The organism is Clostridium ihumii AP5 (assembly GCF_000612845.1).
Taxonomy (GTDB): Bacteria; Bacillota; Clostridia; order Clostridiales; family Clostridiaceae; genus Clostridium_J; species Clostridium_J ihumii.
In genome coordinates, this window is record NZ_CCAT010000053.1 from 14,611 (window position 1) to 40,715 (window position 26,105).

General features: G+C 26.6%; 38 protein-coding genes. 34 read left to right on the forward strand and 4 right to left on the reverse strand.

What is annotated here, in order from left to right; translation table 11 throughout:
• Nucleotides 1-132: 132 nt before the first annotated feature.
• The 11 genes from BN346_RS10770 (at nt 133) to rlmD (ending at nt 13,884) form a co-directional block, all read left to right on the forward strand.
• Nucleotides 133-1,191: a hypothetical protein gene (locus tag BN346_RS10770; RefSeq protein WP_051540301.1), complete on the forward strand. Its 1,059-nt coding sequence runs from the start codon at nt 133-135 to the stop codon at nt 1,189-1,191.
• Nucleotides 1,192-1,214: 23 nt separating this feature from the next.
• On the forward strand, nt 1,215-2,102 hold the full coding sequence (locus BN346_RS10775) for an ABC transporter ATP-binding protein (protein WP_040328547.1): 888 nt from the start codon (nt 1,215-1,217) through the stop codon (nt 2,100-2,102).
• Nucleotides 2,103-2,142: 40 nt separating this feature from the next.
• Nucleotides 2,143-2,928, forward strand: a complete 786-nt coding sequence (locus tag BN346_RS10780) for an ABC transporter permease (RefSeq protein WP_040328549.1) — start codon at nt 2,143-2,145, stop codon at nt 2,926-2,928.
• A gap of 381 nt (nt 2,929-3,309) precedes the next feature.
• Nucleotides 3,310-4,029 carry a response regulator transcription factor gene (locus BN346_RS10785; protein WP_040328550.1) on the forward strand — a complete coding sequence of 240 codons (720 nt, stop codon included), beginning with the start codon at nt 3,310-3,312 and terminating at the stop codon, nt 4,027-4,029.
• Nucleotides 4,030-4,032: 3 nt separating this feature from the next.
• Nucleotides 4,033-5,460: a HAMP domain-containing sensor histidine kinase gene (locus tag BN346_RS10790; protein ID WP_040328551.1), complete on the forward strand. Its 1,428-nt coding sequence runs from the start codon at nt 4,033-4,035 to the stop codon at nt 5,458-5,460.
• A 55-nt stretch (nt 5,461-5,515) separates the two neighbouring features.
• Nucleotides 5,516-6,163, forward strand: coding sequence for a response regulator transcription factor (locus BN346_RS10795; protein ID WP_040328552.1), 648 nt, complete (start codon nt 5,516-5,518; stop codon nt 6,161-6,163).
• Nucleotides 6,132-7,529, forward strand: a complete 1,398-nt coding sequence (locus BN346_RS10800; RefSeq protein ID WP_242838425.1) for a sensor histidine kinase — start codon at nt 6,132-6,134, stop codon at nt 7,527-7,529. The genes BN346_RS10795 and BN346_RS10800 overlap by 32 nt, the downstream gene beginning before the upstream one ends.
• 46 nt (nt 7,530-7,575) lie before the next feature.
• Nucleotides 7,576-9,876 carry a glycoside hydrolase gene (locus BN346_RS10805; protein WP_040328553.1) on the forward strand — a complete coding sequence of 767 codons (2,301 nt, stop codon included), beginning with the start codon at nt 7,576-7,578 and terminating at the stop codon, nt 9,874-9,876.
• A 730-nt stretch (nt 9,877-10,606) separates the two neighbouring features.
• On the forward strand, nt 10,607-11,434 hold the full coding sequence (locus BN346_RS10810; RefSeq protein WP_040328555.1) for a metallophosphoesterase: 828 nt from the start codon (nt 10,607-10,609) through the stop codon (nt 11,432-11,434).
• 636 nt (nt 11,435-12,070) lie between these two features.
• Nucleotides 12,071-12,517 (forward strand): RDD family protein, encoded by a 447-nt coding sequence (locus BN346_RS20570; RefSeq protein ID WP_051540302.1) that lies wholly within the window; start codon nt 12,071-12,073, stop codon nt 12,515-12,517.
• 11 nt (nt 12,518-12,528) lie between these two features.
• A complete protein-coding gene (rlmD, locus tag BN346_RS10820) occupies nt 12,529-13,884 on the forward strand; it encodes a 23S rRNA (uracil(1939)-C(5))-methyltransferase RlmD (RefSeq protein WP_040328557.1) in 1,356 nt (451 codons plus the stop codon).
• 86 nt (nt 13,885-13,970) lie between these two features.
• Here the strand turns inward: rlmD and BN346_RS10825 are convergent, their stop codons facing one another.
• The 3 genes from BN346_RS10825 to BN346_RS10835 form a co-directional block, all read right to left on the reverse strand.
• Complete coding sequence (locus BN346_RS10825) at nt 13,971-15,101, reverse strand: site-specific integrase (protein ID WP_040328558.1); 1,131 nt, start codon at nt 15,099-15,101, stop codon at nt 13,971-13,973.
• Between the two features lie 84 nt (nt 15,102-15,185).
• Nucleotides 15,186-15,665, reverse strand: coding sequence for an ImmA/IrrE family metallo-endopeptidase (locus tag BN346_RS10830; protein ID WP_040328560.1), 480 nt, complete (start codon nt 15,663-15,665; stop codon nt 15,186-15,188).
• 24 nt (nt 15,666-15,689) lie between these two features.
• A complete protein-coding gene (locus BN346_RS10835; protein WP_040328562.1) occupies nt 15,690-16,175 on the reverse strand; it encodes a helix-turn-helix domain-containing protein in 486 nt (161 codons plus the stop codon).
• A gap of 159 nt (nt 16,176-16,334) precedes the next feature.
• Here BN346_RS10835 and BN346_RS10840 point away from each other — a divergent pair, with 159 nt between their 5' ends.
• The 12 genes from BN346_RS10840 to BN346_RS10875 all read left to right on the forward strand — a co-directional run bounded on the left by BN346_RS10840 (nt 16,335) and on the right by BN346_RS10875 (nt 20,149).
• Entirely contained in the window at nt 16,335-16,574 is a 240-nt protein-coding gene (locus BN346_RS10840) for a DUF739 family protein (protein WP_040328564.1), read from the forward strand.
• Nucleotides 16,575-16,687: 113 nt separating this feature from the next.
• Nucleotides 16,688-16,918, forward strand: a complete 231-nt coding sequence (locus tag BN346_RS10845; protein ID WP_051540304.1) for a helix-turn-helix domain-containing protein — start codon at nt 16,688-16,690, stop codon at nt 16,916-16,918.
• A gap of 106 nt (nt 16,919-17,024) precedes the next feature.
• Nucleotides 17,025-17,225 carry a hypothetical protein gene (locus tag BN346_RS10850; protein ID WP_040328566.1) on the forward strand — a complete coding sequence of 67 codons (201 nt, stop codon included), beginning with the start codon at nt 17,025-17,027 and terminating at the stop codon, nt 17,223-17,225.
• A 10-nt stretch (nt 17,226-17,235) separates the two neighbouring features.
• Complete coding sequence (locus BN346_RS10855; RefSeq protein ID WP_148361097.1) at nt 17,236-17,403, forward strand: transcriptional regulator; 168 nt, start codon at nt 17,236-17,238, stop codon at nt 17,401-17,403.
• 102 nt (nt 17,404-17,505) lie between these two features.
• Nucleotides 17,506-18,411, forward strand: a complete 906-nt coding sequence (locus BN346_RS20575; RefSeq protein ID WP_051540306.1) for a DnaD domain protein — start codon at nt 17,506-17,508, stop codon at nt 18,409-18,411.
• The gene (locus BN346_RS10865; protein WP_040328568.1) at nt 18,408-19,142 is read left to right on the forward strand and encodes a hypothetical protein; all 735 of its coding nucleotides are present in this window, start codon (nt 18,408-18,410) and stop codon (nt 19,140-19,142) included. The genes BN346_RS20575 and BN346_RS10865 overlap by 4 nt, the downstream gene beginning before the upstream one ends.
• The gene (locus BN346_RS21670) at nt 19,143-19,310 is read left to right on the forward strand and encodes a hypothetical protein (RefSeq protein ID WP_158644482.1); all 168 of its coding nucleotides are present in this window, start codon (nt 19,143-19,145) and stop codon (nt 19,308-19,310) included.
• A gap of 18 nt (nt 19,311-19,328) precedes the next feature.
• Nucleotides 19,329-19,523: a DUF6906 family protein gene (locus BN346_RS10870; protein ID WP_034438575.1), complete on the forward strand. Its 195-nt coding sequence runs from the start codon at nt 19,329-19,331 to the stop codon at nt 19,521-19,523.
• On the forward strand, nt 19,495-19,632 hold the full coding sequence (locus tag BN346_RS20955) for an aspartyl-phosphate phosphatase Spo0E family protein (protein WP_081770988.1): 138 nt from the start codon (nt 19,495-19,497) through the stop codon (nt 19,630-19,632). The genes BN346_RS10870 and BN346_RS20955 overlap by 29 nt, the downstream gene beginning before the upstream one ends.
• The gene (locus tag BN346_RS21675) at nt 19,613-19,753 is read left to right on the forward strand and encodes a hypothetical protein (protein ID WP_158644483.1); all 141 of its coding nucleotides are present in this window, start codon (nt 19,613-19,615) and stop codon (nt 19,751-19,753) included. The genes BN346_RS20955 and BN346_RS21675 overlap by 20 nt, the downstream gene beginning before the upstream one ends.
• The gene (locus BN346_RS21680; protein ID WP_158644484.1) at nt 19,734-19,907 is read left to right on the forward strand and encodes a hypothetical protein; all 174 of its coding nucleotides are present in this window, start codon (nt 19,734-19,736) and stop codon (nt 19,905-19,907) included. The genes BN346_RS21675 and BN346_RS21680 overlap by 20 nt, the downstream gene beginning before the upstream one ends.
• A 53-nt stretch (nt 19,908-19,960) precedes the next feature.
• The gene (locus tag BN346_RS10875; RefSeq protein WP_040328569.1) at nt 19,961-20,149 is read left to right on the forward strand and encodes a hypothetical protein; all 189 of its coding nucleotides are present in this window, start codon (nt 19,961-19,963) and stop codon (nt 20,147-20,149) included.
• 3 nt (nt 20,150-20,152) lie between these two features.
• Here the strand turns inward: BN346_RS10875 and BN346_RS20580 are convergent, their stop codons facing one another.
• Nucleotides 20,153-21,004: a DUF4393 domain-containing protein gene (locus tag BN346_RS20580; RefSeq protein ID WP_051540308.1), complete on the reverse strand. Its 852-nt coding sequence runs from the start codon at nt 21,002-21,004 to the stop codon at nt 20,153-20,155.
• Between the two features lie 54 nt (nt 21,005-21,058).
• Between BN346_RS20580 and BN346_RS10885 the strand changes: the two genes are divergently transcribed.
• The 11 genes from BN346_RS10885 (at nt 21,059) to BN346_RS22090 (ending at nt 26,002) form a co-directional block, all read left to right on the forward strand.
• Nucleotides 21,059-21,298, forward strand: a complete 240-nt coding sequence (locus BN346_RS10885) for a DnaJ-like cysteine-rich domain-containing protein (RefSeq protein WP_040328570.1) — start codon at nt 21,059-21,061, stop codon at nt 21,296-21,298.
• A gap of 12 nt (nt 21,299-21,310) precedes the next feature.
• Nucleotides 21,311-21,850, forward strand: a complete 540-nt coding sequence (locus BN346_RS22085; protein ID WP_074432703.1) for a DUF3850 domain-containing protein — start codon at nt 21,311-21,313, stop codon at nt 21,848-21,850.
• 237 nt (nt 21,851-22,087) lie between these two features.
• A complete protein-coding gene (locus BN346_RS10900) occupies nt 22,088-22,981 on the forward strand; it encodes an AraC family transcriptional regulator (protein WP_040328571.1) in 894 nt (297 codons plus the stop codon).
• Between the two features lie 153 nt (nt 22,982-23,134).
• Complete coding sequence (locus tag BN346_RS10905) at nt 23,135-23,350, forward strand: hypothetical protein (RefSeq protein ID WP_040328572.1); 216 nt, start codon at nt 23,135-23,137, stop codon at nt 23,348-23,350.
• A 28-nt stretch (nt 23,351-23,378) separates the two neighbouring features.
• The gene (locus BN346_RS10910) at nt 23,379-23,570 is read left to right on the forward strand and encodes a hypothetical protein (RefSeq protein WP_040328574.1); all 192 of its coding nucleotides are present in this window, start codon (nt 23,379-23,381) and stop codon (nt 23,568-23,570) included.
• A 32-nt stretch (nt 23,571-23,602) separates the two neighbouring features.
• Nucleotides 23,603-23,980, forward strand: coding sequence for a hypothetical protein (locus BN346_RS10915; RefSeq protein ID WP_040328575.1), 378 nt, complete (start codon nt 23,603-23,605; stop codon nt 23,978-23,980).
• 40 nt (nt 23,981-24,020) lie between these two features.
• On the forward strand, nt 24,021-24,203 hold the full coding sequence (locus BN346_RS10920) for a hypothetical protein (protein WP_040328577.1): 183 nt from the start codon (nt 24,021-24,023) through the stop codon (nt 24,201-24,203).
• A 73-nt stretch (nt 24,204-24,276) separates the two neighbouring features.
• The gene (locus BN346_RS20585) at nt 24,277-24,717 is read left to right on the forward strand and encodes a hypothetical protein (RefSeq protein WP_051540311.1); all 441 of its coding nucleotides are present in this window, start codon (nt 24,277-24,279) and stop codon (nt 24,715-24,717) included.
• A 54-nt stretch (nt 24,718-24,771) separates the two neighbouring features.
• Entirely contained in the window at nt 24,772-25,323 is a 552-nt protein-coding gene (locus tag BN346_RS10930; RefSeq protein WP_040328578.1) for a hypothetical protein, read from the forward strand.
• Between the two features lie 134 nt (nt 25,324-25,457).
• On the forward strand, nt 25,458-25,682 hold the full coding sequence (locus BN346_RS10935) for a hypothetical protein (protein ID WP_148361098.1): 225 nt from the start codon (nt 25,458-25,460) through the stop codon (nt 25,680-25,682).
• 116 nt (nt 25,683-25,798) lie between these two features.
• Nucleotides 25,799-26,002 carry an HNH endonuclease gene (locus BN346_RS22090; protein ID WP_278245514.1) on the forward strand — a complete coding sequence of 68 codons (204 nt, stop codon included), beginning with the start codon at nt 25,799-25,801 and terminating at the stop codon, nt 26,000-26,002.
• The last annotated feature ends 103 nt before the right edge of the window (nt 26,003-26,105 follow it).

Sequence of the window (26,105 nt, forward strand, 5' to 3'; positions counted from 1 at the left end):
AATTGATAAGACTAAAATCACAACTGCAAAGGAGCAATACGGTTTACTTTTTTATTTAAGGTTTATTTAAGATAAGGGTTATTTAAGATTAAGGTTGAGTCTTTAGAATAGTATTTGTCAGGAGGAGATGAAATGTTTAAATTAGAACTTAAAAAATTATTAAAAAATAAAAATGGAATGATAGCACTAATAACATTTGTATTTATATGTGTAGTGATGATATTTATAAAACCACCATTAGAAGGTGAATTATCATATTTAGAAGTACAAAATCCTAATTTTACTGATATTAGGTCAGAAGGAGTTAAGGCAGAACAAAATTTTCAATATAAAATAAAGTCACTTAAAGATACACTTAATGGTTCTGTAAGTGATGAAAGTACAAAAGAAATTCAAAAAATGGCAAGGGAAAAATTAAATGCTATTAAGGAAAATGAAGATTTAGAATATAAAAATGTGGATTTCTTTAAAGTATTTAACTATAGAGCAGGACATCCATTAATGATTTTAGGAATGATAATAATCATAGCAATGTTACTTTGTAATATTTATAGTGATGAAGTTATTTCATCTATGGACACTTTAATATTATCTTCAAAAAATAAGTATAAATGTCTTAATGCTAAAGGAATATTAGCATTTGTAGTACCTATAGTAAGTTATTTAAGTTATCTTGGGGCTATATTCATAACAACATTAATTCAATATGGAAAGCCTGTTAATGGAAGTTTACAATGTTTAAGAATATTAGATAATTTTATAATGATTAAAGGTGCTATGACAATAAATGAATGCATACTTTTAAAAATAGTATTTGTACTATTAGTACTTGTAAGTATAGCAATTATAGCAACATTCATATCATTTAAAACAGAAACTTCTATAAGTGCAATAAGTATATTAGGTGTTTACCTAGTATCAGGGAAAGTTTTATTAATGTTTATTAAACCAATATCAAAAGCAATTGCAAAATCTAATTTTTCATGGATACTTAGTGTTTTGCAATATGGAAACTATACTGATTTAACAATGGGAATGAATGAAATGGCAGGGATGTACCTAGGAAGTGCAAATATATTTGGACTAAGTTTAGATATAATCCAAATTATAACTATAATATTAGCATTAATAACTATATTAGTTAGTACATACATGTTCTTAAGTTTTAAAAAATTAAGTTGTAAAAAATAGATCAATTAGTTGGAGGAATTAAAATGAATACATTAGAAATAAAAAATTTAAATAAAAGTTTTGGACATAAAAAAGTAACAAATAACTTAAATGTAACATTAGAAAATGGAGTTTATGGGCTTTTGGGACCAAATGGTGCTGGAAAAACAACACTTATGAAACAGATAACAACACTATTAAAATCAGATAGTGGAGAGATTTTATACAATGGGAAAAATATATATGATTTAGATGAAAAATATAGAGATGTTATAGGATATTTACCACAGCACTTTGAAGGATATGGAAACTTTACTGCAAAACAATTCCTAAAATATATGGGAGCATTAAAAGGAATTACAGGAAAAGAATTAGATAGTAAAATTGATGAACTACTACATTTAGTAGGATTATATGATGTTAAAAATAAATCATTAAAAAAATTCTCAGGTGGTATGAAAAGAAGAGTTGGAATAGCACAGGCACTTTTAAATGATCCTAAAATATTAGTTTTGGACGAGCCTACTGCAGGACTTGATCCACAAGAAAGAACAAGATTTAGAAATCTATTAAGTGAAATATCTAGAGATAAGATAATAATTTTATCAACTCATATAATTTCAGATATAGAGTCAATTGCAAGAGAAACTATAATAATAAAAGATGGAACACTACTTATGAAAGGTAGTCATAAAGAAATTTTAGCAAATATGAATGATAAAGTATTTTTAATAAGAACAGATAATGAAGATATTGCTAGAGATATTCAAAATAAATATAAAGTAGTAAATATACAAAGAGGAATAGATGAAATAGAACTAAGAGTTATAGCTGAAAAAGAACCAGTTTATAAAAATGTAGAAAAAATAATTCCAAGATTTGAGGATGTATATATGTTCTATTTCGATTTAGAAGATACAAAGGAAGTTTAATTCACAGATGTGATATTAGAACTTAAAGTGGAGGTTAAAAATGTTTAGTTTAATAAATAGTGAATTAAGAAAAATATTATGTAAAAAAAGAGTTTTAATAATGTGGGGACTAGGATTATTACTTTCTTCAATACTTGTAGGATTTGATTCAAGTTATCCAAATTACATGTTAGAAAATTATGCGTCATTATTTGATAAAACTTATGGTATAGCACCATTTATAGGATTGATTATGATGGTGATGATATCTTCAGTATACACTACAGAATATAATTCAAATATGACAGGTCTTATAAATGCATCAAAAAATGGTAAGAAAAAAGTTGTTATAGCAAAGTCAATAGCAGGTAGCATTTCAACAAGTTTAGTAGTTTTATCCATGTACTTAGTAATGGTGTATTCAGCAATATCACACTCAGATTTTAAAGGGTTAGATATTCCACTTAAAAACCTTTGGTACTTTGGAAATAGTGGTTCAAACATAACAGTACTTCAAATGATAATAATACTTGGAATAACATTAATACTTGGATGTATATTATTTACACAAGTTACACTAGCACTTTCAGCAATAAGCAACAATGCAGTAATGCCATTTATTGTAGGCGGATTATTTATGGGATTACCTTGGATAGTTATAAACTTTTTACCACAATCAATACAAAAATTTGGAGGATTAACTCCAATATGGGGAATGTTCTCTTGTCAATTAGTTAGATACAAAAGTCCAATATTTGTAATACCAGTATTAATAGTACTATTTGTAATATCAATAACAGTATTACCTATGATAACTTATAAAAAATTTGCAAGTGAAAAAAGATAAAAAATAGCTAGCCTTAGGCTAGTTATTTTCATATTAAAAACTAAAAACGCTCAGCTACGAAGGCGGGAAAATTATTATTTGTTGTAGGCGAGGTTTTAACCTTGCAAAAACAAACAAATTTGAAAGCAGTAATATAAAATCAAACTACATTTTATGTAAAAATATAATAAAAGGTATAGTGCTTGCTACGTAGAGTGGAATTCATTCTACCTGTTCTTTGATTCACATCAAAATCTAAAACCGCAAAGATTGAAAATGTATCTATATGGGAAACATAAATTAAATAAAAAAATATTTGTTATTTTTAAGAATAACCTAAAATTGACGATATAATTATAAAATAGGAAAAACTAACTATGATATAAGAAAGGAATTATATAAATGGATGAATTATCAATTAATAATAAAAGAATACTTATAGTAGATGACGAAGTTGAAATACTAAAACTTTTATCTACAGTTTTAAGAAAAGAAGGCTTAAATCATGTTTATACAGCAGATACTGGAGCTAAGGCTCTAGAAGTTTTTAAAGAAGTAAATCCAGAACTAGTAGTTCTTGATATAATGCTTCCTGATATGGAAGGATATGAAGTATGCAAAAAAATGAGGGAAACATCAATGGTGCCAGTATTATTTTTATCAGCTAAAAACGAAGAACTTGATAGAATACTAGGATTTGCAATTGGTGCAGATGATTACATAACAAAACCATTTAGTCCTAAGGAAGTAGCATATAGAATAAAAGCACATTTAAGAAGAAGCAATTATGTAGCTAATGCACAAAATGAAAGTCATGAAATAAAATTTGGACCATTCACATTAAATGAAGATAATTTTGAATTAAGAAAAAATGGAGAATTAATAGAACTAAAAGCAAAGGAATTTAAACTTTTAAATTATTTAGCCATTAATAAAAATCAAATAGTTAGTAAAGAAAGTATATGTGATAAAGTTTGGGGAGAAGACTATATAGGATTTGATAATACTATAATGGTACATATAAGAAGACTTAGAGAAAAAATAGAAGAAAATCCATCTAAGCCAAAATTTCTTGTAACAGCTAAAGGTCTTGGCTACAAACTTGTTGTAAAGGACGAATAATATATGAATGTTAAAATTACTTCAAGATTTATAATTACTATAGTTGTAGTAAATATACTAATATTTTTTATAAATATCATTGTTGGATTTTCAACAATGATAAAAAATGAAGCATATGGTTTTAATTTTTTAAGACCAATATCTTATGAAAATAAAAAGATTGATCCAGAAAGTTTTACTAGAGAATTTGGAAAAAATATATATTTGGAAAATGGAAAACTAGAAATAAGTGAACAAGGGAAAAAAGTTCTTGATGAAAATGAACTTTGGATTCAAGTTTTAAATGAAAATGGAAATGAAGTATTAAACTATAGAAAACCGTCTGAAGTTCAAAATAAATATACACCAATAGAAATTATAAATACTTATAAATACATAGGCGGTGCAGAAGGTGTGAATTCTATTTTAGTAAGTAGTACTGAGATAAATGGGCAGCAATTGAGTTATATAATTAATTTTGATTATTATAAATTAAATAAAAGCATAATATTGTATGATGGAGATGTTTTAGTAAAAATTCTTAGAGCTATATTATCTGCTGTACTTATTATGGATAGTATTATTGCAATATTAGCTGGATATTTATTTAGCAGAAAACTTACAAAGCCAGTTAAAAATATAATTGGAGGCGTTACTACACTTTCAAAAAATGATTATAATCTTGAATTTAGAGAAAGAGGATTATATAAAGATGTATATGCAAACTTAAATAATCTTTCAAGGACTCTTAAAAATAATGAACGTGAAAGAAAAAAATTAGAAAAAATGCGTGAAGAATGGATTGCCAATATTTCGCATGATATAAAAACACCATTAGCATCCATAAGGGGTTATGCAGAACTTATGAATGGTGACTATGATTTCACTGTAGATGAAGCAAAAGAATATGGAGAAATAATTTACGATAAATCACTCTATATAACAGAACTTGTTAATGATTTAAATTTAAGCACAAGACTTAAAAATAATGCATTAAATTTAAATAAGAAAAAAGTTAACTTAGTATCATTAACTAAAGATGTAGTAATTGCAATATTAAATGATCAAAAATATAGCGATAGAGATATTGAATTTAATACTAAGGTAGAAGTCGATGAAAAAGAAGTAGATATAATCCTTATGAAACGCTGCCTAACTAATTTAATATTTAATGCTATAGCACATAATAACGAAGATGTAGAAATAAAGGTTAACTTTGAAAAGAAAAATGATAAAACTTATATAACTATTGAGGATAATGGAAGAGGTATAAATGAAGAAGATTTAAAACATATTTTCGATAGATACTATAGAGGAACCAACACTGGTGAAGCACATAAAGGCTCTGGACTTGGAACAGCCATTTCCAAGGAAATAGTTAAAAATCACGGTGGAGACATAGAAATTGAAAGTAAGCTAAATAAAGGTACAAAAATAACCATAATTTTATAAAAATAAAGCTTCTTAATATATATTGAGAAGCTTTTAGTATTTAAGGAGGATAAGTATGAACGTTCTAATTGCTGATGATGAAAAAAGCATGCTGAAAATACTTTCAACTTATTTTGAAAGAGAAGGATTTAATGTGATTATAGCTAACAATGGTGATGAAGCATTGAAAAAATTTCATTCAAATAAAATAGATTTAGCAATTTTAGATTGGATGATGCCAGAAATAAGTGGTATAGAAGTGTGTGAATATATAAAAGCTAATAGCAATATAAAAGTGTTAATTTTAACTGCAAAAAGTGAAAATGATGATGAAATTGAGGCATTAAATTGTGGAGCAGATGAATACATAAAGAAACCTTTTGATATTAGAGTGCTTTTAATAAGAGCTAAAAAACTTGTGAATTTTAATGAAGAAATAAGTTCAAATGATATAAAAATAAATTTAGAATTAGGAAAAGCTTATAAAAACAATGAAGTTTTAAAATTAACTAAAATAGAGTATGAATTGTTATTAACTTTTGTGAAAAACAGAGGTGTAATTTTATCAAGAGATAGGTTAATAGACTTAGTTTGGGGAATGGAATATGAAGGCGATTATAGAACTGTAGATACTCACATAAGAAGACTAAGAACTAAAATAGGTGAAAATCTTATAAAAACTTATAGAGGCATTGGTTACAGTATGGAGGAGGATAAAAATTAAGATTAGCAACAAATTTACAATTGGTGTATCTTCAATAGTTGTTATGGTATTTATTATTTCTATATTAACTAATATATTTTTAGTTGATAGATATTACATCTTTGAAAAAAGAAAAATATTAAATGAAGTTGCAAGTGAATTAAAAAGTAGTAATTTCAATAATATAGATAATAAATTAGAATCCATAGAGGAAAAAAACAATATAACTATTGTATATTCAAATTTTAATGAGAGCATAGAGAGTATTAATGAAAATGTAATACAATCTTTAGATAAAAAAAAGATTAAGCTAAATAAATTTTGGATAACAGAAGATACATTAGAAAGTTTAAATGAAAAAAGCATAAATAAAATTTATGATCAAGGAATAACAAAGTATAAAGTATTAGCTAAATTTATAAAAATAGACCAATATATATTTGCAATATGTATGCCATTACCACATATGAGTGAAACTATTAAAATCATAAATAAATTTAATATAATTTTAATGATGTTTTCTATAATATTTATAGTATTGCTTGTTGGAATCCTTTCAAGAAAAATTGTAAGTCCATTAGAAAATTTAAAAAAGTTATCTAGAGATATTGCATCATTAAATTTTAGAACAGAAGAAATAAAAACTAATGATGAAATAGAAGAACTTTCTATTAGTATAAATAAAATGAGTGAAAGTCTAGATGAAGCACATAAAAAAATAAAGTTTCAAAATAAAAGCTTAAAAGAATTAAACTCTGACATAGCACATGAGTTAAAAACACCATTAGCTTTAATCAAAGTATATGCAGAAGGAATTGAAGATGGATTAGATAATGGAACTTATATAAGTGAGATACAAGAACAAGTACACAACATGGACGAATTAATAGAAAAACTTTTATATTTATCAAGGATAGAAAATATAAAGTTAAATAAATCAACTTTTGATTTGAAAGAAAAAACTATAAATATATTGAAAAAATATAAGCTTCTAATTGAAGATGCAGATATAAACTTAATCTTAAACATAAATGAAAATGAAAAATATTTAATTCATGAAGATGAGGAATCTATTGATACTGTACTAAATAATTTAATTACTAATGCAATAAAATACACCAACAATAAAAAAATAGAAATATCAATTTTAAAGGATAAAAATAATATAAAATTTAAAATAAAAAATGGAATAGAAAAAAGTAGTGAAGATTTATTAGAGAACATATGGAATCCATTCTACGTTATTGAAAAATCAAGGAATAAAGAACTATCAGGCACAGGGCTAGGACTATCCATAGTGAGAAAGCTGTTAGAAAAGAACAATTTAAAATTTGGAATGGAGAATTATAATAATGAAATTTTGTTTTATATAGATTTTAACGTGTAACATTCATGTAACACTTCTAAGGTATTTTCTTTACGAGGTGATTGAAATGAAAAGAATAATTGCATTAGTATTATCTATAACCATGGTAGGTTCTATAGTTTCAGGATGTGCAAAAAAAGAAATATCAGAATATAAAATATCGGATACAAAGTTAAATTTAGATTTTGAATTTGATGTAGATCCAGAAACATTTAATCTGTCTGTTGAATCTAGTGGAGTTAAGGAGACTGTATCAGAACCATTAAATAATATGAAGTTTAGCAATTTAAAAAAGAGTAAAGATAATATATCTTGGAGTTATGATGAAAATAATATTGATGTTGATATTAAGAAAAAAGAGGAATATTTAGATGTATCTATAAAATCTAATAAAAATGATGATGAAAATAGTTTTCTTTGGCCAAGTATTAATGGGGAAAAATATATGTTACCATTAAATGAAGGAAAATATATTTCAAATGATGATGATGTTTGGAAAGAATATTTTAAAGAGCAAGAACTAAAAGTAATAGAAACTTTTTCAATGCAATTCTTTGCTGTAGATAAGAAAGAATATTCCTTATTATATGTAATAAAGAATCCATATAATAATACTATTAAATTTGATACAGAAAATAATATAAAATTTGGATTTGAACACCAATACCCATCTATAAATGGAAATAAAGAATATGGATTTAGAATATATTTAACTAAAAAGAATCCAGTAGATGTGGCAAAGACATATAGAAATTATATTGTTGAAAAAGGTGAATTTAAAACATTAGAAGAAAAATCTAGAGAAAATAAAAATATTGAAAAATTATATGGTGCACCACATGTATATTTTTGGGATAAATCTATTATATCTGAAGAAAACATAAAGTGGAGCTCATTGAAAAATAATATTCCAAACTCATTAAAAAATTGGATACAAGAGTTATTAAGAACTAAAGTTGAAGATGGTGAAGAACTTGCATTAGCATTTGATGATTTAGAAAACTTAGGATATGTAGATAAGTATACTAAAAATAGAGTTATTAAGGCATTTAGTGAAGTGTTAAAATTAAAAGAGTTTTATAATGATAAGGTATTTAATTCAATAGATAGTGAAAGTAAAAAAATCATATCTAAAGGGATAAAAAACTTAAATGAAGTTGAAATTATAGATTTAAACAAAAGATTATTAAAAAGTGAATTAGGAAGTAATGTAGATGATATAGATAAATGGGCTAATATGAACACGGTAGATGTGTTAAATGATATGAAAAATTCTGGAATAAATAATATGTGGATTGGGTTTGATGATTGGCAAAATGGATTCAATAAGCCTGAACTAGTTGAAACTGCTAATAAACTAGGATATTTAATTGGTACATATGATTCATATCATTCAATTCATAAACCTGGTGAAGAAAAATGGATAACAGCTAAATTTTCAGATACATCACTTTATGATAATGCAACTGTAACAAATAAAGATGGTAAGAAAATAGGTGGATTTCAGGGGACAGGAAGAAAATTAAATCCTACATTAGCAATGCCAAGTGTACGAGAAAGAGTATCACAAATTTTAGATACAGGATTAAAGTTCAATTCATGGTTTTTAGATACTGATGGAACTGGGGAAGTATTTGATGATTATTCTAGTGAACATATAACTACAGAAGAGCAAGATATAAAAGCAAGAATTGAAAGAATGGATTATCTTCAGAATGAAAAGAATATGGTAGTTGGAACTGAAGGCGGAAATGATTTTGCAAATAAGCATATAGCTTTTGCACATGGAATTGAAACACCATCTTTTTCATGGATGGATAGTGATATGAGTAAAAATAAAGAAAGTGAATATTATGTTGGAAGATATTATTCAAGTAATAATGGAGTTCCAGAGATGTTTTCAAAGGAAATTCCATTAAAAGATAAATATAAAAAACTATTTTTAGATACAAAGTATACAATTCCACTATATAAATTAGTTTATAATGATTCAGTTATAACAACTCATTGGTGGGGATGGGGAACACTGAAAATAAAAGATGAAGTGGAAAATAGAATGCTTTATGAAATTTTATATAATGTTCCACCACTATACCACATTGATAGATATGAGTACGAAAAAAATAAAGATATCATAATAAATCATACAAAAATGTGGTCTGAATTTAGTAAAAAAGCAATTAATAAAGAAATGACAAATTATAAAGTATTATCTGATGATGGATTAATTCAAATGACTGAATACGGAAATGACTTAAAAGTAATAGCAAACTTTTCAAATAATGAAGTTGAAGCAGAAGGACAGAAAATAAGTCCTAAATCATTAATAATAATATATAAAGATAAAACAGTAAGATATACACCATAAAAAACATTTAGATTTATATCTTAAACATTACGGCTGACTTTAAATAATTTTTAAACTATTTAAAGTCAGCTTTTTCTATTATATTGGTTAAAATTAAAATAATATTTAAAATTAAATTTACCAACAAATTCGTAGGCGAGGTTTTAACCTTGCTATTACACGTTATTAGTAACTTTAGAATGCGTAATAAAAAAACAAATTAATAATATTTTATAAATCAATTTATAAAGAAATACTTATTTAAATAATTCATGTTCATTTATGAAAGAAAAAAGTTTTTCAATTGAGAAATCTAGTATTTTAGCATTTAAAAGTAAATCTAAAAATGTATTACTTAAAACACAAAGTAGAATTGATTTTATAAATTAAATGTACCAATAAATTGGTATGCCAGGTTTCAACCTTGCTATTACACGTTATTAGTAACTTTAGAATATGTAATACAAAAAAACAAATTAATTTAGAATTTTATAAGGGACTGACTTCGGATATTTATATAATTAAATTATTTAAAATGGTATTAAATTTAGATAAGTCAATTAGCCCATGAGGGGTATGTCCATCTTGTTGATTAGTATATTTTAGATTAAAACCAATAAATTTTAGCAAGGATATAGTACTAAAAAATAAAAAAGCAATTTGAATTGTAACATTGTCGTAACAAGAAAAAGATATATTTTCATAGAACAACATATCTAATAAACTTACTAAAAGAAAAGGATGAATATATATGAAAGTATTTATAAAAATAATATCTTGGAATTTAGCATTTATATTTTTTGCTATTGCATATGTAACTTTTATAGAAAGAAATTTACTTATCACAAAAACTCATACTATAACTGTTAATGAAAAAGGTGAACATGAATTAAGAGTGGTCCAATTTACTGACACCCAATTAGGAGAATATTACAATTTAAATAATCTTGAAAAAGCAGTAAAAAAAATAAATAAATTAAATGCAGATATAGTAGTTTTTACTGGTGATCTAATAGACAATGCATCAATATATGATGATTTATACAATGTGTCAGAAGTACTTAAAAAAATAGAATGCAATATTGGAAAGTACGCTATATATGGAAATCATGATTATGGTGGAGGAGCATCACTACATTATGAAAACATAATGAATGAAGCTGGATTTGAAGTATTAACAAATGAAAATAGAACGATTGAATTTAATAATCAATTCATAAATATTTTTGGAGCTGATGATGGACTAATGGGAAATCAGAATTCATATGAAACTATGTATAATATTGATAACAATGGAGTAAATCTATTATTACTGCATGAACCAGACTTAATAGATCAGTACATTGAATACCCTATTGATTTAGTTCTAAGTGGACATAGTCATGGTGGACAAATATACATACCTTTTTATGGTCCATTAAAAACAACATTATTAGCAGAAAAATACACCAAAGGGGTCTACAACATAAATAATGAAAGAGGAACTATGTTATATGTCAGCAGTGGATTAGGAAATACAAAATTACCATTTAGATTTGGAAACATACCTGAAGTATCATTATTTAAATTGAAAGTTTAATCTTAGAAGTCAACTCAAAAATCTTGTTAAAATAACATAACAATGTCATACTACTGTAACTTTAAGGTAATATAATAAAAACGTTATGATGTGAAAAATTTATAAATAATTATATTCTATAAAATTAATAAATTTAAAAATAAAATTCATGATTTTTCAATGTAGGGTAAAATTCATTATTTAACGTAGGGTGGAATTCATTCCGCCTGGACTTTGATTAATATGAAAAACTAAGTTAGCAATATTAAAATTTATTTTATAAAAATATGTAAATTAATGTAAAAATTATTTATATATAAGGATATATATCATTCAACGTAGGGTGGAATTCATTCCACCTGGACTTTGATTAATATGAAAAATTAAGATAAACAATATTGAAATTTATCTTATGAAAATAAAGAAATTAATGTAAAAGTTATTTGTATGTAAGGATATATACCATTTAACGTAGGGTGGAATTTATTCTACCTGGTCTTTGGTTCATATCAAAATTAAAGAACTTACTGATAATATAAACTTTATCAATATACAGTTATTTATTTCTAATTTTAGGATATAATTAAAAAATGAGTAATTAAAAGAATATATAAATTTTATTGAATAATATACAATTTATTTTAGGAGGATTTTATAATGAGTACAGAAAAAAATGAAAATATAAAAGAAAATACAGAAGAAATAGTTGAAGATATAAAAGTTGAAGGAACTGAAGAAGTAGCAGAGGAAGTAGTTACAGCTGATGAATTATTAGTAGAAGATGCACCATCAAATGAAGAATTAGAAGCTTTAAATGAAACTAAAGAGCTATTAGTTGGAAATGACAAAATAACTGCTGTTGATGTATTAAAAGCACAACTTATAGATGTTATAGTTGTAGCTGGTGTTTCAGCTATAGGAACAGTTTTAATAGACTTCATACTAAGACTTTTCCAATTCGTAATCTCAGATAAATTTTTATTTGGAGTAATATTGTTTATACCAGTGCTTATAATATATAATGTAATAATGACACTAAAGAAAGACAATATGACTTTAGGACAAAAAGTAGCAAAATTGAAGCTTACTAAAAATAACAAATAGGAGAGATTTATTTGAGAAAAAGAAAAGAATACGAATTTTTAATAGAAACAACAGAATTCCCAGGAAAAGGTGTAGCTTTTTACGAAGGTGAAAAAGTTACAGTAAAAAATACATTACCAGGACAAAAAGTAAAAGCAAGAGTAACTAAAAAAAGCTCTCAAAGCGGAGTTCAAGCAAAACTTATAGAAGTACTTGAAGATGTAGACTACAAAATAGAGCCACATTGTAACATTTCACATCAATGTGGTGGTTGTAGTAATGCTTACCTAGACTATAAAACACAATTAGACTTCAAAGTAGACCAAGTAAAAAGACTTTTAGACGAAGGAAACATACAAGGCTATGAATTCTTAGGAATAGAAGAAAGCCCAGAAGTTTTTGAATACAGAAACAAAATGGAATTTACTTTTGGAGACATGGAAAAAGGCGGAGAACTAACACTAGGAATGCACGTTAAAAACAGAAGCTTTAGCATAATAACTGTAGATAACTGCAAAATAGTTGATGGAGACTTTAGAAAAATTCTAACTGCAACATTAGAACACTTTAGAAAAACAGACCTTCCATACTACAAAGTAATGAAACATGAAGGATACTTAAGAAACCTGGTTGTAAGAAAAGCTATAAACACAGGTGAAATACTTGTAAACTTAGTAACAACAACTCAAGTTAATTATGACCTAACTAAATTTATAGAAGAAATAACTGCACTAAACTTAAATGGAAAAATAGCAGGAATAATACATACTCTAAATGATTCACTATCAGACGTTGTTCAAGCTGACGAAGTAAAAACATTATATGGTAGAGAATACATAATAGAAGATTTATTAGGATTAAAATTTAAAATAAATCCATTTGCATTCTTCCAAACAAACACAAAAGGTGCAGAAAAACTTTACTCAATGGTAAGAGACTTCATGGGTAACTCAGACAACAAAGTAGTATTTGACCTATACTGTGGAACAGGAACAATCGGACAAATAGTTGCACCAAAAGCTAAAAAAGTAGTTGGAATAGAATTAATAGAAGAAGCAGTTGAAGCAGCAAAAGAAAATGCAAAACTAAACAACTTAGAAAATTGCCAATTCATAGCTGGTGACGTAGCAAAAGTAATACAAAACGTAAAAGACAAACCAGACATAATAATCCTAGACCCACCAAGAGCAGGAGTACATCCAGTAGCTCTAGACTACGTAATAAAATTCAATGCAAAAGAAATAATATACGTATCATGCAACCCAAAATCACTTGTAACAGACCTACAAGTCCTAACAAAAGCAGGATACAAAATAGAAAAAATAAAACTAAAAGACATGTTCCCACACACACCACACGTGGAAACAGTATGTAGATTATATAAATAAATCAAGGGATTAAGAGATTTGGTTATTTATAAATAGTGTAATTGCCACCTATTTGCCACCTTTTTAATTTATGAGGTGGCAAATTTTCATTTTGTTATTAAAGATTCAAAGATATTGACACTGTCTTCTTTCATTTTTTTAGTGACATGTGAATAAATATCCATAGTAGTTGATAATTTTGAATGACCTAATCTAACTTGAATATCTTTTATATTTGCACCAGCTTCTAATAGCATAGTAGCATGAGTATGCCTAAGAGAATGAAAGTTAAAATTAATGTTTAACTCATAATTGACAACTCTAGATAAATATTTTAGAGAATTTGTTGTCACAGTTTCACCATTTTCTTTTGTACATACAAAATTTGAGTTTATATAATATTCATCATACTTCAATTTGTTTTCTTTTTGCCAAGCATTATGATTTTTTAATATTAATATTAAAGTGTCTCCAATAGATATAAATCTATTAGAACTTTTGGTCTTAGGTGATCCGAATTCATATACTCCATTTTTTTTGCTTAAAAGTATTTTTTCAACATGTATAGTTTTATTTTCAAAATCTATGCAATCCCATGTAAGTCCACAGACTTCTGATGCTCTCATACCAGTATGAAATGCAATTTGTAAGGGTATGTAAAAACTACTTCCTTGAGGGAATCTGTTAATTATAGTATTAAAATCATTAATTGATATAATCTTTAAGTCTTCACTTTTAGGCTTATTATCTTTAGGAAGTTTAATGTATTTCATAGGATTTTCTTTTATAAATTGATAAGGATATACAGCTGATTTTAATGCACCAGAGAGGACACCATAAAAATTATTAATGCTACATTTAGAGAAACCATCTAAATATTTATTATTTATGAATTCTTGTAAAATAGCTGGAGTTAAAGATTTTAATTTATATGAACCTAAGGAAGGCTTAATATGATTTTTAATTATATTTTTATAATATTCTTGTGTATTATATTTACAATTTATCAATACATATTCTTTGTACCAATAATCGAAATAATCAGATATAGATATATTACTTTCATCAATAACACTGCCACAACTTTCAAATTCATTTAATGCAATTCTAAGAGCTTGTTGAGCTTCTTTTTTTGTTTTAAAGCCACCTTTTTCTTTTCGTTTCCTTACACCATCAACTACACCCAAATTGAAATAGTAGCTCCAAGTAGAACCACGTTTTCTAACACTACCTTGCATAAAAATACCACTACCTTTCAAAGTATTTATAATTTATCTAATTTATAGTTTTTGCTTCTTTGTTATAATTTAAGCTTATCTATTTCACACACTTTGCTTAATTTCATCTTTATGTACTATATTTATGGTAGGTTCAAAGAATATATAATAATCTTTAATTTCTAGATATGCACCATATTTATTTTTATAGTGTTGAAGGGTTCCTTCTAAAAAGTCTCCTGTGATATCTAAAAATTCCGATGTTTCAAACTTTTCTTTAAGACCATTTTTATATGCACTTATCAAGTGTGATAGTTTTATAGCTTGATCATACCCCCAACGACGAGCGAGTAGTTCTTTTTTTCTGTTTTCTATTTTCCTTTGATCAGATATATCACCATAGGTAGTAAAATGATGTCCTAATTCTTCATACATAATACAAACCTTTTCTTTATCAGTTAAATTTTTATTTATTAATATAACATTGTCAAAGTAAAAACCACTCTTACCTTTAAAGGAATCTAATTCATAAATAGAAATTCCAAGCTCTTGGGCTTTAGTGACTATCTCTTCATATTTTGTCATATATTCTCACCCCAACACCATAAATTATTTATTATCTTTGTTTTTTAATTTATTCATGAATTTTTTAGCAATTTCTTCATCATACTTAGCAAATTCAGGATTATCTTCATCAGTATGTGCTGCAAATGTAGTTATTTCATTGTCAGATTTAATACAATTATTTGTATATTTATATATCTCAGTCAATTCAGAAACACGTTTATTGGCTTCAGATTTTCCTAAGTCATTTAATTTATTATACTTATCTAACAATGCAATTTCATTCTTAGATAGAGTAGTATCTTTTTTTATATCCCACCCCATCAAGTAATAAGGTTCAATATTTAAAGCTTCTGCTAAGATCTCCAGTTTATCTAAAGGCATATTTTTTATAGAACCTGTTTCATAACGTTGCAATGTAGATTTGCTTAGGCCTGTCTTATTGGCTAAATCTTGATATGACAACATAAGTTCAATTCTTCTATTTTTTATACGATTTATTATTGTTTCCATTTTTTGTTCTTGATTCATAATAATTATCCTCCATAAGTACTATTATAAAAGATTTTTTCATAAATGCAACGAAATTTGTAATAAATGTAATAAAAAGTTGCATTCATGGGTTGACACCTATAAAGAGGAATGGTAATATTTAATTATCCCAAATACGCAACGGAAGGGACGATGATTATGGATGTAAATAAACTAAAAGGAAAAATGGTTGAGAAAAAATATACCCAAAAAAGTATGGCAAGGGAAATTGGGATAACACAGCAATCACTTAATGCTAAGTTAAATAATCGTTCTCAATTTACACTTGATGAAATTGTAAAAATAGTGAATATATTAGAAATAGAAGATCCGATAGAAATTTTTTTTACTAGCTGCGTCCCAAAAATGCAACGAAGAAAAAATAAACTTAATAATTAAAAATAGATACAATGAACACTTTTTGATGGGTTTGGTTAAATCATAATGTAGGAATTTATAGCTTAAATATAAGGGTAGCAACCTAAAATTGTTTTTAGATGGAGGATAATTTAATGGAAAAATTAGAAAGGATAGAGAAAGAACCATTGTTATATACAGTACCTGAGGTAGCATTACTTTTAAAAGTTGATGAACCTAAGGTAAGAGAATTAATAAGAAGAAAACTTTTGATAGGCTTAAAACTAGGTAGGCTTAAAGTTACAAGAAAAGAGTTACTAAAATTTTTAGATAATTATGCAGGAAAAGATTTAAGTGATTTAAGCAATATAAAAGAGCTTAGTTAGATATGAAATATATAAGTTATGCACTAGTATAAACCTAACTCCACTAGTGGCTAAGGAGAGGTGTAAGAATGATTTTAAAATTAGTTTTGAATGGAGAAAAATTAATATGAAAGTAAACATACCAAAAGAAGTAAAAGAAAATGTATATAAAGTAACTGATGAAGTTTTAGAAGAGTTTAAAATTGTAGATATAGAAAAAATACAAACTTTGTTAAAAGAAAATTATGGAGTATGGTTTTTTAATTCAATTGCATTAGAAAAATTAATTAAGGAGTTTCTTGATAAAAAGATATTTATTTATTGTTAGGAGTATAGATATGAGTTTAAAGGTTGTACCACCAAAAGATTTAGAAAAGTTAAATAAGACAATAGAAGCTTTAAGGCAATTAATTAAAACAGATGTAAGGGAAACAGATAGAATTATTCATAAACAAGCACTGGAGGATTTGATTGAGTATAGAAAAAGTTTAAATATAAAAAAATAGATTGCTTTGCAGAGCAATCTAAGTACTACGCTATAATTTTAAAAAAATATTCTAATTAATTATAGCATAGTGCTCCTATAATTTGCAAGAGGGGGAAGAAAAATGGGAATTATAAGAGTTAACAAAAGCAAAGATAATCCTTATATACTTTTAAATAAAACAGCTTTAGAAGATGCTAATTTATCTTTTAAGGCAAAAGGAATCTTAGCTTATTTAATGTCAAAACCAGATAATTGGAAGTGTTCAATTATAGATTTAAAAAAAAATTCTAAGGATGGACGAGATTCTCTTTATGCTGGATTAAAAGAACTAAGAAAACATGGTTATTTAATTAAAAGACCTATTAAAAATGATAAGAACATAATTGAATCATGGGAAGAAGTTATATATGAAACGCCACAAGATGAAGCAAAAAAAATATTTCAATTACAAGAAAAATCAAAGCCATATACGGAAAAGCCGAATATGGGAAAATCCATTTCCGGGTTTTCCGTATCCGGGTTTCCCACTTACGGAAAATCCGGAAATATAATAAATACTAATATACTAAATAATGAACTAATAAATAATGATACTAGTAATAGTACTACTAATTGTGATTTGAAAAGTATTTTTGAAAGCAATATTTGCTTACTAACTAGAAATACTTCACAACAGTTTAATAATTACTTAGAGCAATATGAATATGCCTTTGTAAAAGCTGTTGTAAATTATTGCATCCGTTGTAAAGCAAAGAGCTTTGCTTATTTTAAAAAGACGATAGATGATTCGCTATCTAAGGGAATTACAAAAGGAAGCGATTTTATAAATAATGTTGAAAGTTATATGAAAGAAAAGTATTCAAAATGTGATGATAAGAATACTTCCAAGGGTTTTAAATCTAAACAGGTAGATAGCTTTAATAACTTTGAACAAAGGAAATATAACTTCGAGGAACTTGAGAGAGACTTACTAGGCTGGAATGACAATGAGAGCATAAGCAATTGTGTAGGAAGTGACTTTAATTGAAAAGAATTGAGTTAGAAGGGCAATTAAGCTTATTCGATTTAGATACAAATATACCCAAAGTTGCTAACAATAATTTGAATAACCCAATATTAAACTTGAAAGTAGTGGAAATAAATAAAGAAGAAATAGAACTTAATGATACAGAAGTATTAAGTAGATATAGAAACATAGAAAACTTGAATAGGATTATATCTTATTGTGGCGGTGGATATGGCATTGAAATATATAAGGAAGGGAAATACATTACTTTATATATTAACAGAGTAGGAGAAAAGGAATTTGAAATAAATAATAGGTGTCCAGTATTGCCAATGGAGAAGATAATATTTACAGCAGAAGCATTAAATTACAACAAAAACCAAGAAGAAGTATTAAAAAAATATAAAAATGTTTCTAGAAAAATTATTAAGAGAAAAGGTGATGAAAACATTATTTTAATCTTAAAAGATGGACAAGTATTAAGCATAAATAACAAAGGATGGGTACTAGAATTCAAGAGCAAAGCTGTTTACGAAGAAAACGAAATAATCTTTGAAAATTTGGGAAAAGATAAGGTTAATAGAAAAGAATTAAAAAAAGATGATAAAGTTGTTGTATTTTATGACAATTGCAAGTGCAAGGGTATAGTAAGGTCAAAACATTCGATTTATGAAGCTTATAGCATTGACTTTGAAAAACAAGGGAAAATGTGTAATACAACATTTCATATTAGCCAAGTGGAGGTGTGCTAAATGGATTGGAGCGAAGTAGCAGAAAAAACTTATAAGGCAATACAGAATAAAAATATGAAAAAGAAAAAAGAAAAGGAAAAATTAATTAATGCATATTTTAATAAGAGCATAGAAAAAACCATGAATTCATCAAGAAAAAGGAATTTAAGAAGAAGGGGTCAAGTTTAAATATAAGGTGGGGAAAAAATGAAGAATGGTAAGAGTCTAACAAGAAAGCAAAAAACATTTTTATTAAGCAAAGGATATAACTTTAAAGATTACCTTTGCATCAAGAATACAAGCACTTTTCAAGAATTTTTTAACAGGAAAACAGGAGAGATTTTAACAATAGAAATTGAAGGAGTTGATATGGATGGAAGAATTAAGAGAAAAAATGCATAAAGCAATAAATCTTTATGGATTATTAGATCCGAGAACCATATGTATTAGCATAGAATTGGACAAGCTTATATCTAAGGAGCAAAAGAAATATGAAAGAAAATTTAATTAAGAAATTAGCAGAAGACGTAGTTAAAGGATATTTTGATAATGGAAATATTATAGAACTTTTAGAAGATGCCAACATTAAATTAAAAAAAGCAGGTAGTAAAAATGAAAATAGTAGAGAGTGAAATAAAGAGTTCACTGGGATGGAGATATAGAGAATTAAAAATTAAGTTAGAAGAAAAAGTAGATCAGCTTAATTTTATAAAGGAGTGTGGAACTAAGAAAAGTAGTAAGAGCCATACCATACAGCGTTTTGAAAGAACAACAGAAAATAATTAAAACATACACAAAATGATTATAATACGTAACCAAGAAAGTGAGGTGAAAAGATAATGAATAATGTAAATTGGCTAACTGTGATAATAAGTATAGTTTCTTCAGCTGTAATTGTTCAGGTAATAACTTTTTGTAATTTAAATAGGTTTGTAAAGGAATTATCAAAAATTGATGAACAATATAAAATTAAGCTATTGGATACAGTAATTGAAACTGTATCCAATAGAGTGGAAAATAATAAATAAAATTTAATTTACACAACATACCTTTGAAAAAGAAAATCCTAAAGGTGTAGATTCTAATAATCCATTTTGTAATACGATTTTATAGTCTGCATACTGAGGCATTACTTTCCAATACTCATCATAAAAAGCTTTAGCTTCATGTATGAACTTACTATTTTTTAATTTGTCATAAGCCGAAACATCAACTAATGCTCTTGAGTAGTCTGTAGAAATAAGACCTAGTCTTTCTAAATTCTGAATAGATATGCATATATCCTCTGAAAACTTAATATTTTCAAGTTCAATAAAATGCTTCATAACTGTCATTCCTGGTGAACCTAAATAAAGACCTAAATTAGGTGTATGATTTTCTTTAGCAAATCGTACCATGCCTATGGGAAATGTTTTGATAGGTTTCTCATGCAATGCCAAGTTATTGAGTATCGTGGCATCTAAAGGACTAAGTTGTTTTATTATTTCTGCATAGGCTGGATGAGCATTATCTTTTGTATCTATATTCATAGATTTTGCTAATAAATTAGCATATAAGTTACGGAGTTCATTGCAATCCATGCAATATGAAATAGCCTGTAAAACTGGAACTCCAACATAAGGCTCTGGTGTTACAATTTTTTGTGGATCAATGTTTTTAAGTTTCTCTTTCAGAATAAGCTCTGTTTCGTTATAACTGTATTCTTTGTAAAGTATCCATTTTTGAAGAGGAACTAATGCAGCATTAATAGCTCTAGGTATCAAGGATAAAGTTTTACCACTTTCTTTTACTGTAGGTTGCAAGCCATCTTTATATGTTTCTGGTATTGCTTTTATTGTTTGTCCAGCTGCATCGAGAAATGAGTTAACACCATTGAAATCCATATATCTCACCTTCTTTCAAGAACATTTTACCATATGAGGGGTATATAGAAAACAATGATTGGTAATTTAAAAAATAAATCAGAATATGATTATTATACGAATATGAAGGAAGTGTTTAAGTTGACTAAGAGAACTTTAAAAAACTGTAGTGTAATTAAAGAAGGTATATCTTTAGGAATTGGAATACCTAAACAATATGACAGTATGTGCGAAGGATATGCAAATGAAGATGGCGACGAGCCTATAGAAAGATGTAAAATGTGTAAACTTAATACAACATATGAGATTAATTAAGAGGTGAGAATAATGAAAATACATGAATTAAAAATATTACCACAATACTTTAATGCAATTAAAGAAGAAAAAAAGAACTTTGAATTAAGAAAAGATGATAGAGATTTTCAAATTGGAGATGTTCTAATGCTTAAAGAATTTAACTTGCAAGAAAAATATGAAACCATTGAAGGGGCTGAAACTTACTTTAGTGGGAATAAGATATTAAGGCAAATAACTTATATATTTAAAGATGAAACAGAAAGTATGGGATTAATTAAAGACTACGCTATATTAGGAATTAAACCTATAGATGAAGATGTAGAGTTAGAGTGGAAATCAAACATGAATGAGTGGGGAGAGATATATTGTCCATTCTTGAACAAAGAAGTTATGACATATTATCCAGTAGGAGCACCAGCATATGATACTATAACTAACCCTTTAATAAATGAGGATGGAGAAGTTTATTATTATAAATATGACCATGATGAAGGTGGTTGGCACGAAGATACGTTCAGTATGTGTGATGCAGAAGAATATATAAATTTGAAAGAAGTTTTATTCTATTAGTTCTGTCAAATTTTGATTATATTACGAACTAATTAATAGAAATAGATCTTTGAAAATTGAATAATACGGTATTTACAAAATATGTTATAATTAATTCATAATGGTAAATTAAGGCGAAATAATAAGATAAATCTTAGTTATTTTTCATATATAACAAACTAAACATTTTCTGTACAAGAATAGTTGCGACACTATCCTTTTTTTTAAGTATACTTTTAGTTGAAAGGAGGTTATACTATGGATTGGCTTAAAAGAATGAATTGTTCATTGGACTATGTTGAGAATAATCTATTAAATGAAATTGATATGAATGTGGTGGCTCAAATGGCATGTTGTTCATCGTATAATTTTCAAAAGATGTTCTCATTTATAACTGGAATATCTCTTGTTGAATATATAAGGCGAAGAAGATTAACTTTGGCTGCTTTTGAAATTCAGAATAGTGATGTGAAGATAATAGATATTGCCTTAAAGTATGGTTATGAGTCACCAGTTTCATTTACAAGAGCATTCCAAGCATTGCATGGTATAGTTCCATCATTAGTGCGTGATGGTGGTGTTATACTTAAAGCCTATCCACGAATATCCTTTCAAATTTCGATTAAAGGAGAGAGTGAGATGGAGTACAGAATTGAAACGAAGGAGGCATTTGATATTTTTGGAATTGAGACTATTGGGTCTTCAATTGGTGATGAAAATTATCAAAGTCCAGCACAACTTTGGCAAAAATGCCACAAAGAAGGATTGTATGAAAAATTATTTAAGGATTCAGGAGAGTTGCCATCGTTTATGCCACAAGACTTATGTAAAATTCACGGTGCAGTAAACTATAGAAAAACAGAAAAAAATACATTTCCTTATATGCTTTGTTGTTTCGTAGGTAATAATAGTAAAACAACAGATTATAGCATGGAGCATATCCCATCACAAACTTATGCAGTTTTTCCATCTAAAAGGTTTAAGTGGGGTGAAGAGTTCGGAACAATTCTAACCACACTACAAAAAAGATTTTATACTGAATGGCTACCAACTTCAAATTATGAAAAGATTGATGGTGCAGAGTTTGAAATTTATGGTGGAACTAAAGAATATGGTTATATTGAACTATGGTATCCTGTAATGAAAAAGTAGATTAATGACCAAGTTTCATAAATTTGTTTTATACACATTTTTCTTATATTACGAAGATAAAATTAAATATTAAATTGCTTAAAATACCGTATTATTCAAATGAATATGCGGTATTTTTTAGTACGCAATTCAAATATAATGTGAGGTTAAAAAATGAAATTATATACATTAAAAACTATTCTTAATACTGATATGGTCAATATTTATTTAAATGGTAAAAATGAGTATTTCATTAGAACTAAAACTAATAAGACATATGAAACTCTTGATGAAAAGTCATTGGATATGTGGTATCAGTATGGTGAATATGAAATCAAAGAAATATATGTAGAAGATGATATGTTGATTATAGATATAAATCAAATATAAAGTTAATATAAAGTTAAGGAGTAAAAATATGGTTGAAGCTAAAATTTATATGAAAAGTGGAAATGTTATAGAGTTTAAATGTGAGGATATAATTATTACTCAAAATGGGTTTGGAAATATAACGGGTTATAAGATAACACATGGAGATAGCAAAGAGAGATTGCTTGATGTAAGCATAGAAAATATTGAAGGAATAACAACTAAAGAATTAGTTGTATAGTATAACAAATATAAAGTGAAGAAGGTGAGTAAATGGGAAACATACCTTGTAGATTAGAATGTGCTTATTGTGTAAGAAACTATAAACAAGGTGGAGAATGTAGTGGAAAGAAAAACAATGAAACAGGATGTTTGATATTTAAACAAAATCCTTTAGGATGCATAAGAAATAAAGACTTTATGATACCAATTCCATTATATCAAGAATTACAACCACTAGACACATGGTGCGATGATTGGACACTTAATGGAGTAGATACAAGGATAAAGATAAAAAGAATTCAAGGTGTCAAATGGAATTCTAAAAAAGGATATTTACTTTTATATTGTAACTGTGATTATTATGTAAATGAGTTTGATGAAGGTTATAAAGAGTCTAACAATAAACCAAAATTAAGAATAATTAAATAGATAGTTAAAATATATTATAAATTAAATAGAGAGGTGTAACATGGAAGATTTTGAAGAGTATATATCAAATAAAAAAGAAACTTTAGATTTAACAGAAGAAGAAAAGGAAAAATTAAAGAGAAGTGCTGAATATAATAGTTATTTATTAAATAAGAAACTTAAAAATTTTAAAGATGAAGTTATAAGTAGTATAAATAAAATTAAACAATTACTTGAAAAATAGGCTATCTTACAAATATAAAGTAAAGAAGGTTATTAAATAAATAATTAAAATTGGAGATAAAGAGGGTGAAATTATGAAATTTTTAAAGGGGATATATGGTAGTTTAAATAGATGTACTAAAGTATTAGTAGTTTTTTTAATAGCTTTAAGTTTAGTGCGTTTATTGAATGAAAGATTAACAGAAGCATGTTTAATGATAGTTATATTAGTATTAAATATAAGTATTTGCTATTATGACAATAAAATAAAATCAATCCAAGGAGAAATGTTTCAACTAAAAGCATTAACGAAAGATATAAAAAGATTAGAGGAATATAGAATATTTACAAAGGATGATTACAAAAGATATAGATTATCTGGAATGAAAGCACGGGAAATTAGCAAGGGTGCTATAGAATGTATAAATGATAGTTTTGAAAAAATAGGTAAAGGGGAAAATTTTGTTATAGGTGTTGGAAGGGATAGTCTTATGTTTTATAGTATAGAATATTTTAATAAAAATATATTAGGTTAAGAAAAACATAATGATGTAAAGTGAGAAAAGGTGTAAAAGAGGAGGCAAAGTAATATGGAGAATAAAGTAGATGTAGATGTAGAGGAGTTAATAACTAGAGCAGCAAAGGAAACAGCTATAGCAACTATAGAAGAATTTAAAAATAGTAGAATGATAAAACATGAGATTAGTTATTTTAGAAAAGTAGAATTATTACTTATGAATTATAAAAATTTATTAGCAGCAGTAAAACAAAAAGAGGAAGATATAGAGTATATAGAATGTAATGGATTGCCAAGTAAGAGTGGGTCTATAGTTGTATATCAAACTTGTGGTGGGAACATAAGTGGACAAGAAAGATATATGCAATTAATAGAAAAATATAAACTAGAAAAAATGGAAACAGAAAGAGAAATAAAAAGAATAGAGAATGCATTAGAGAAGATTAAAGATGATAAATATTTTCCTATTATTAAATATAAGTATATAAATAAAACAAAATTAACAGATGAAAGTATAGCAATAAAGCTAAATAAGGACCAAAGCACTATAACAAGAAATAGAAAGAGGTTAATCAACACAGTTAAAACAATTCTTTTCCCAGAAAGCATAAAAGATTTTGCATAATTCGTGCATAATTCGTGCCATTGTATGTAATAAAAATAAGTAGTAATATAATAGCATAGAATTATTAGAAAGCATTCAGCACTGGGGGCTGGGTGCTTTTTCTTTTATATATTTATATAAGTGAGGTGAATGAAATGTTGGGTAATGTTAATTTAAAATTCTATGTTAACCTAGGAAGTTGCAAGGAACATAATTGTTTTTGTAATTATTATAATCCACAATGTCCTAAGTATAGTACAGGAGAATGTATAGCAAAGGTAAAGACACATAATCCTTATGAAGACATTGAAGAATGCTATAAAAATGAATCTAAAACTTATATAAAAAAACATGGCAGAATAAGAAGTAAGAGAGTGTGATTTATTATATGAATGAAATGGAAGTATATAGATGGGTTATGAAGTTTATAAAGGATAATAATATTCATGGCTTTTATGTATCAACTTTATGAAAGCATAAGAGAATAGAAATTTTAATAAGAGATAGGCATGAATGTCAAGTATGCAAGGAAAGAGGAATGTATAACAAAGCAGATACAGTTCATCATATAAAGCATTTAAGGAAATATCCAACATTGGCATTAAAAGATGATAATTTAGTATCATTATGTAGCAATTGTCACTACGAGATACATCATACTATTATATATAAAGAACAGTTAAATGAAGAACGTTGGTAGCATACCCCCCAGTCAAAAAAATCAAAAAACAACGGGGTATAAGAGACCGAGGGAACATTTAAGACAAAACAACTCTCTCGCACATGTGAGAAAAAATATTATA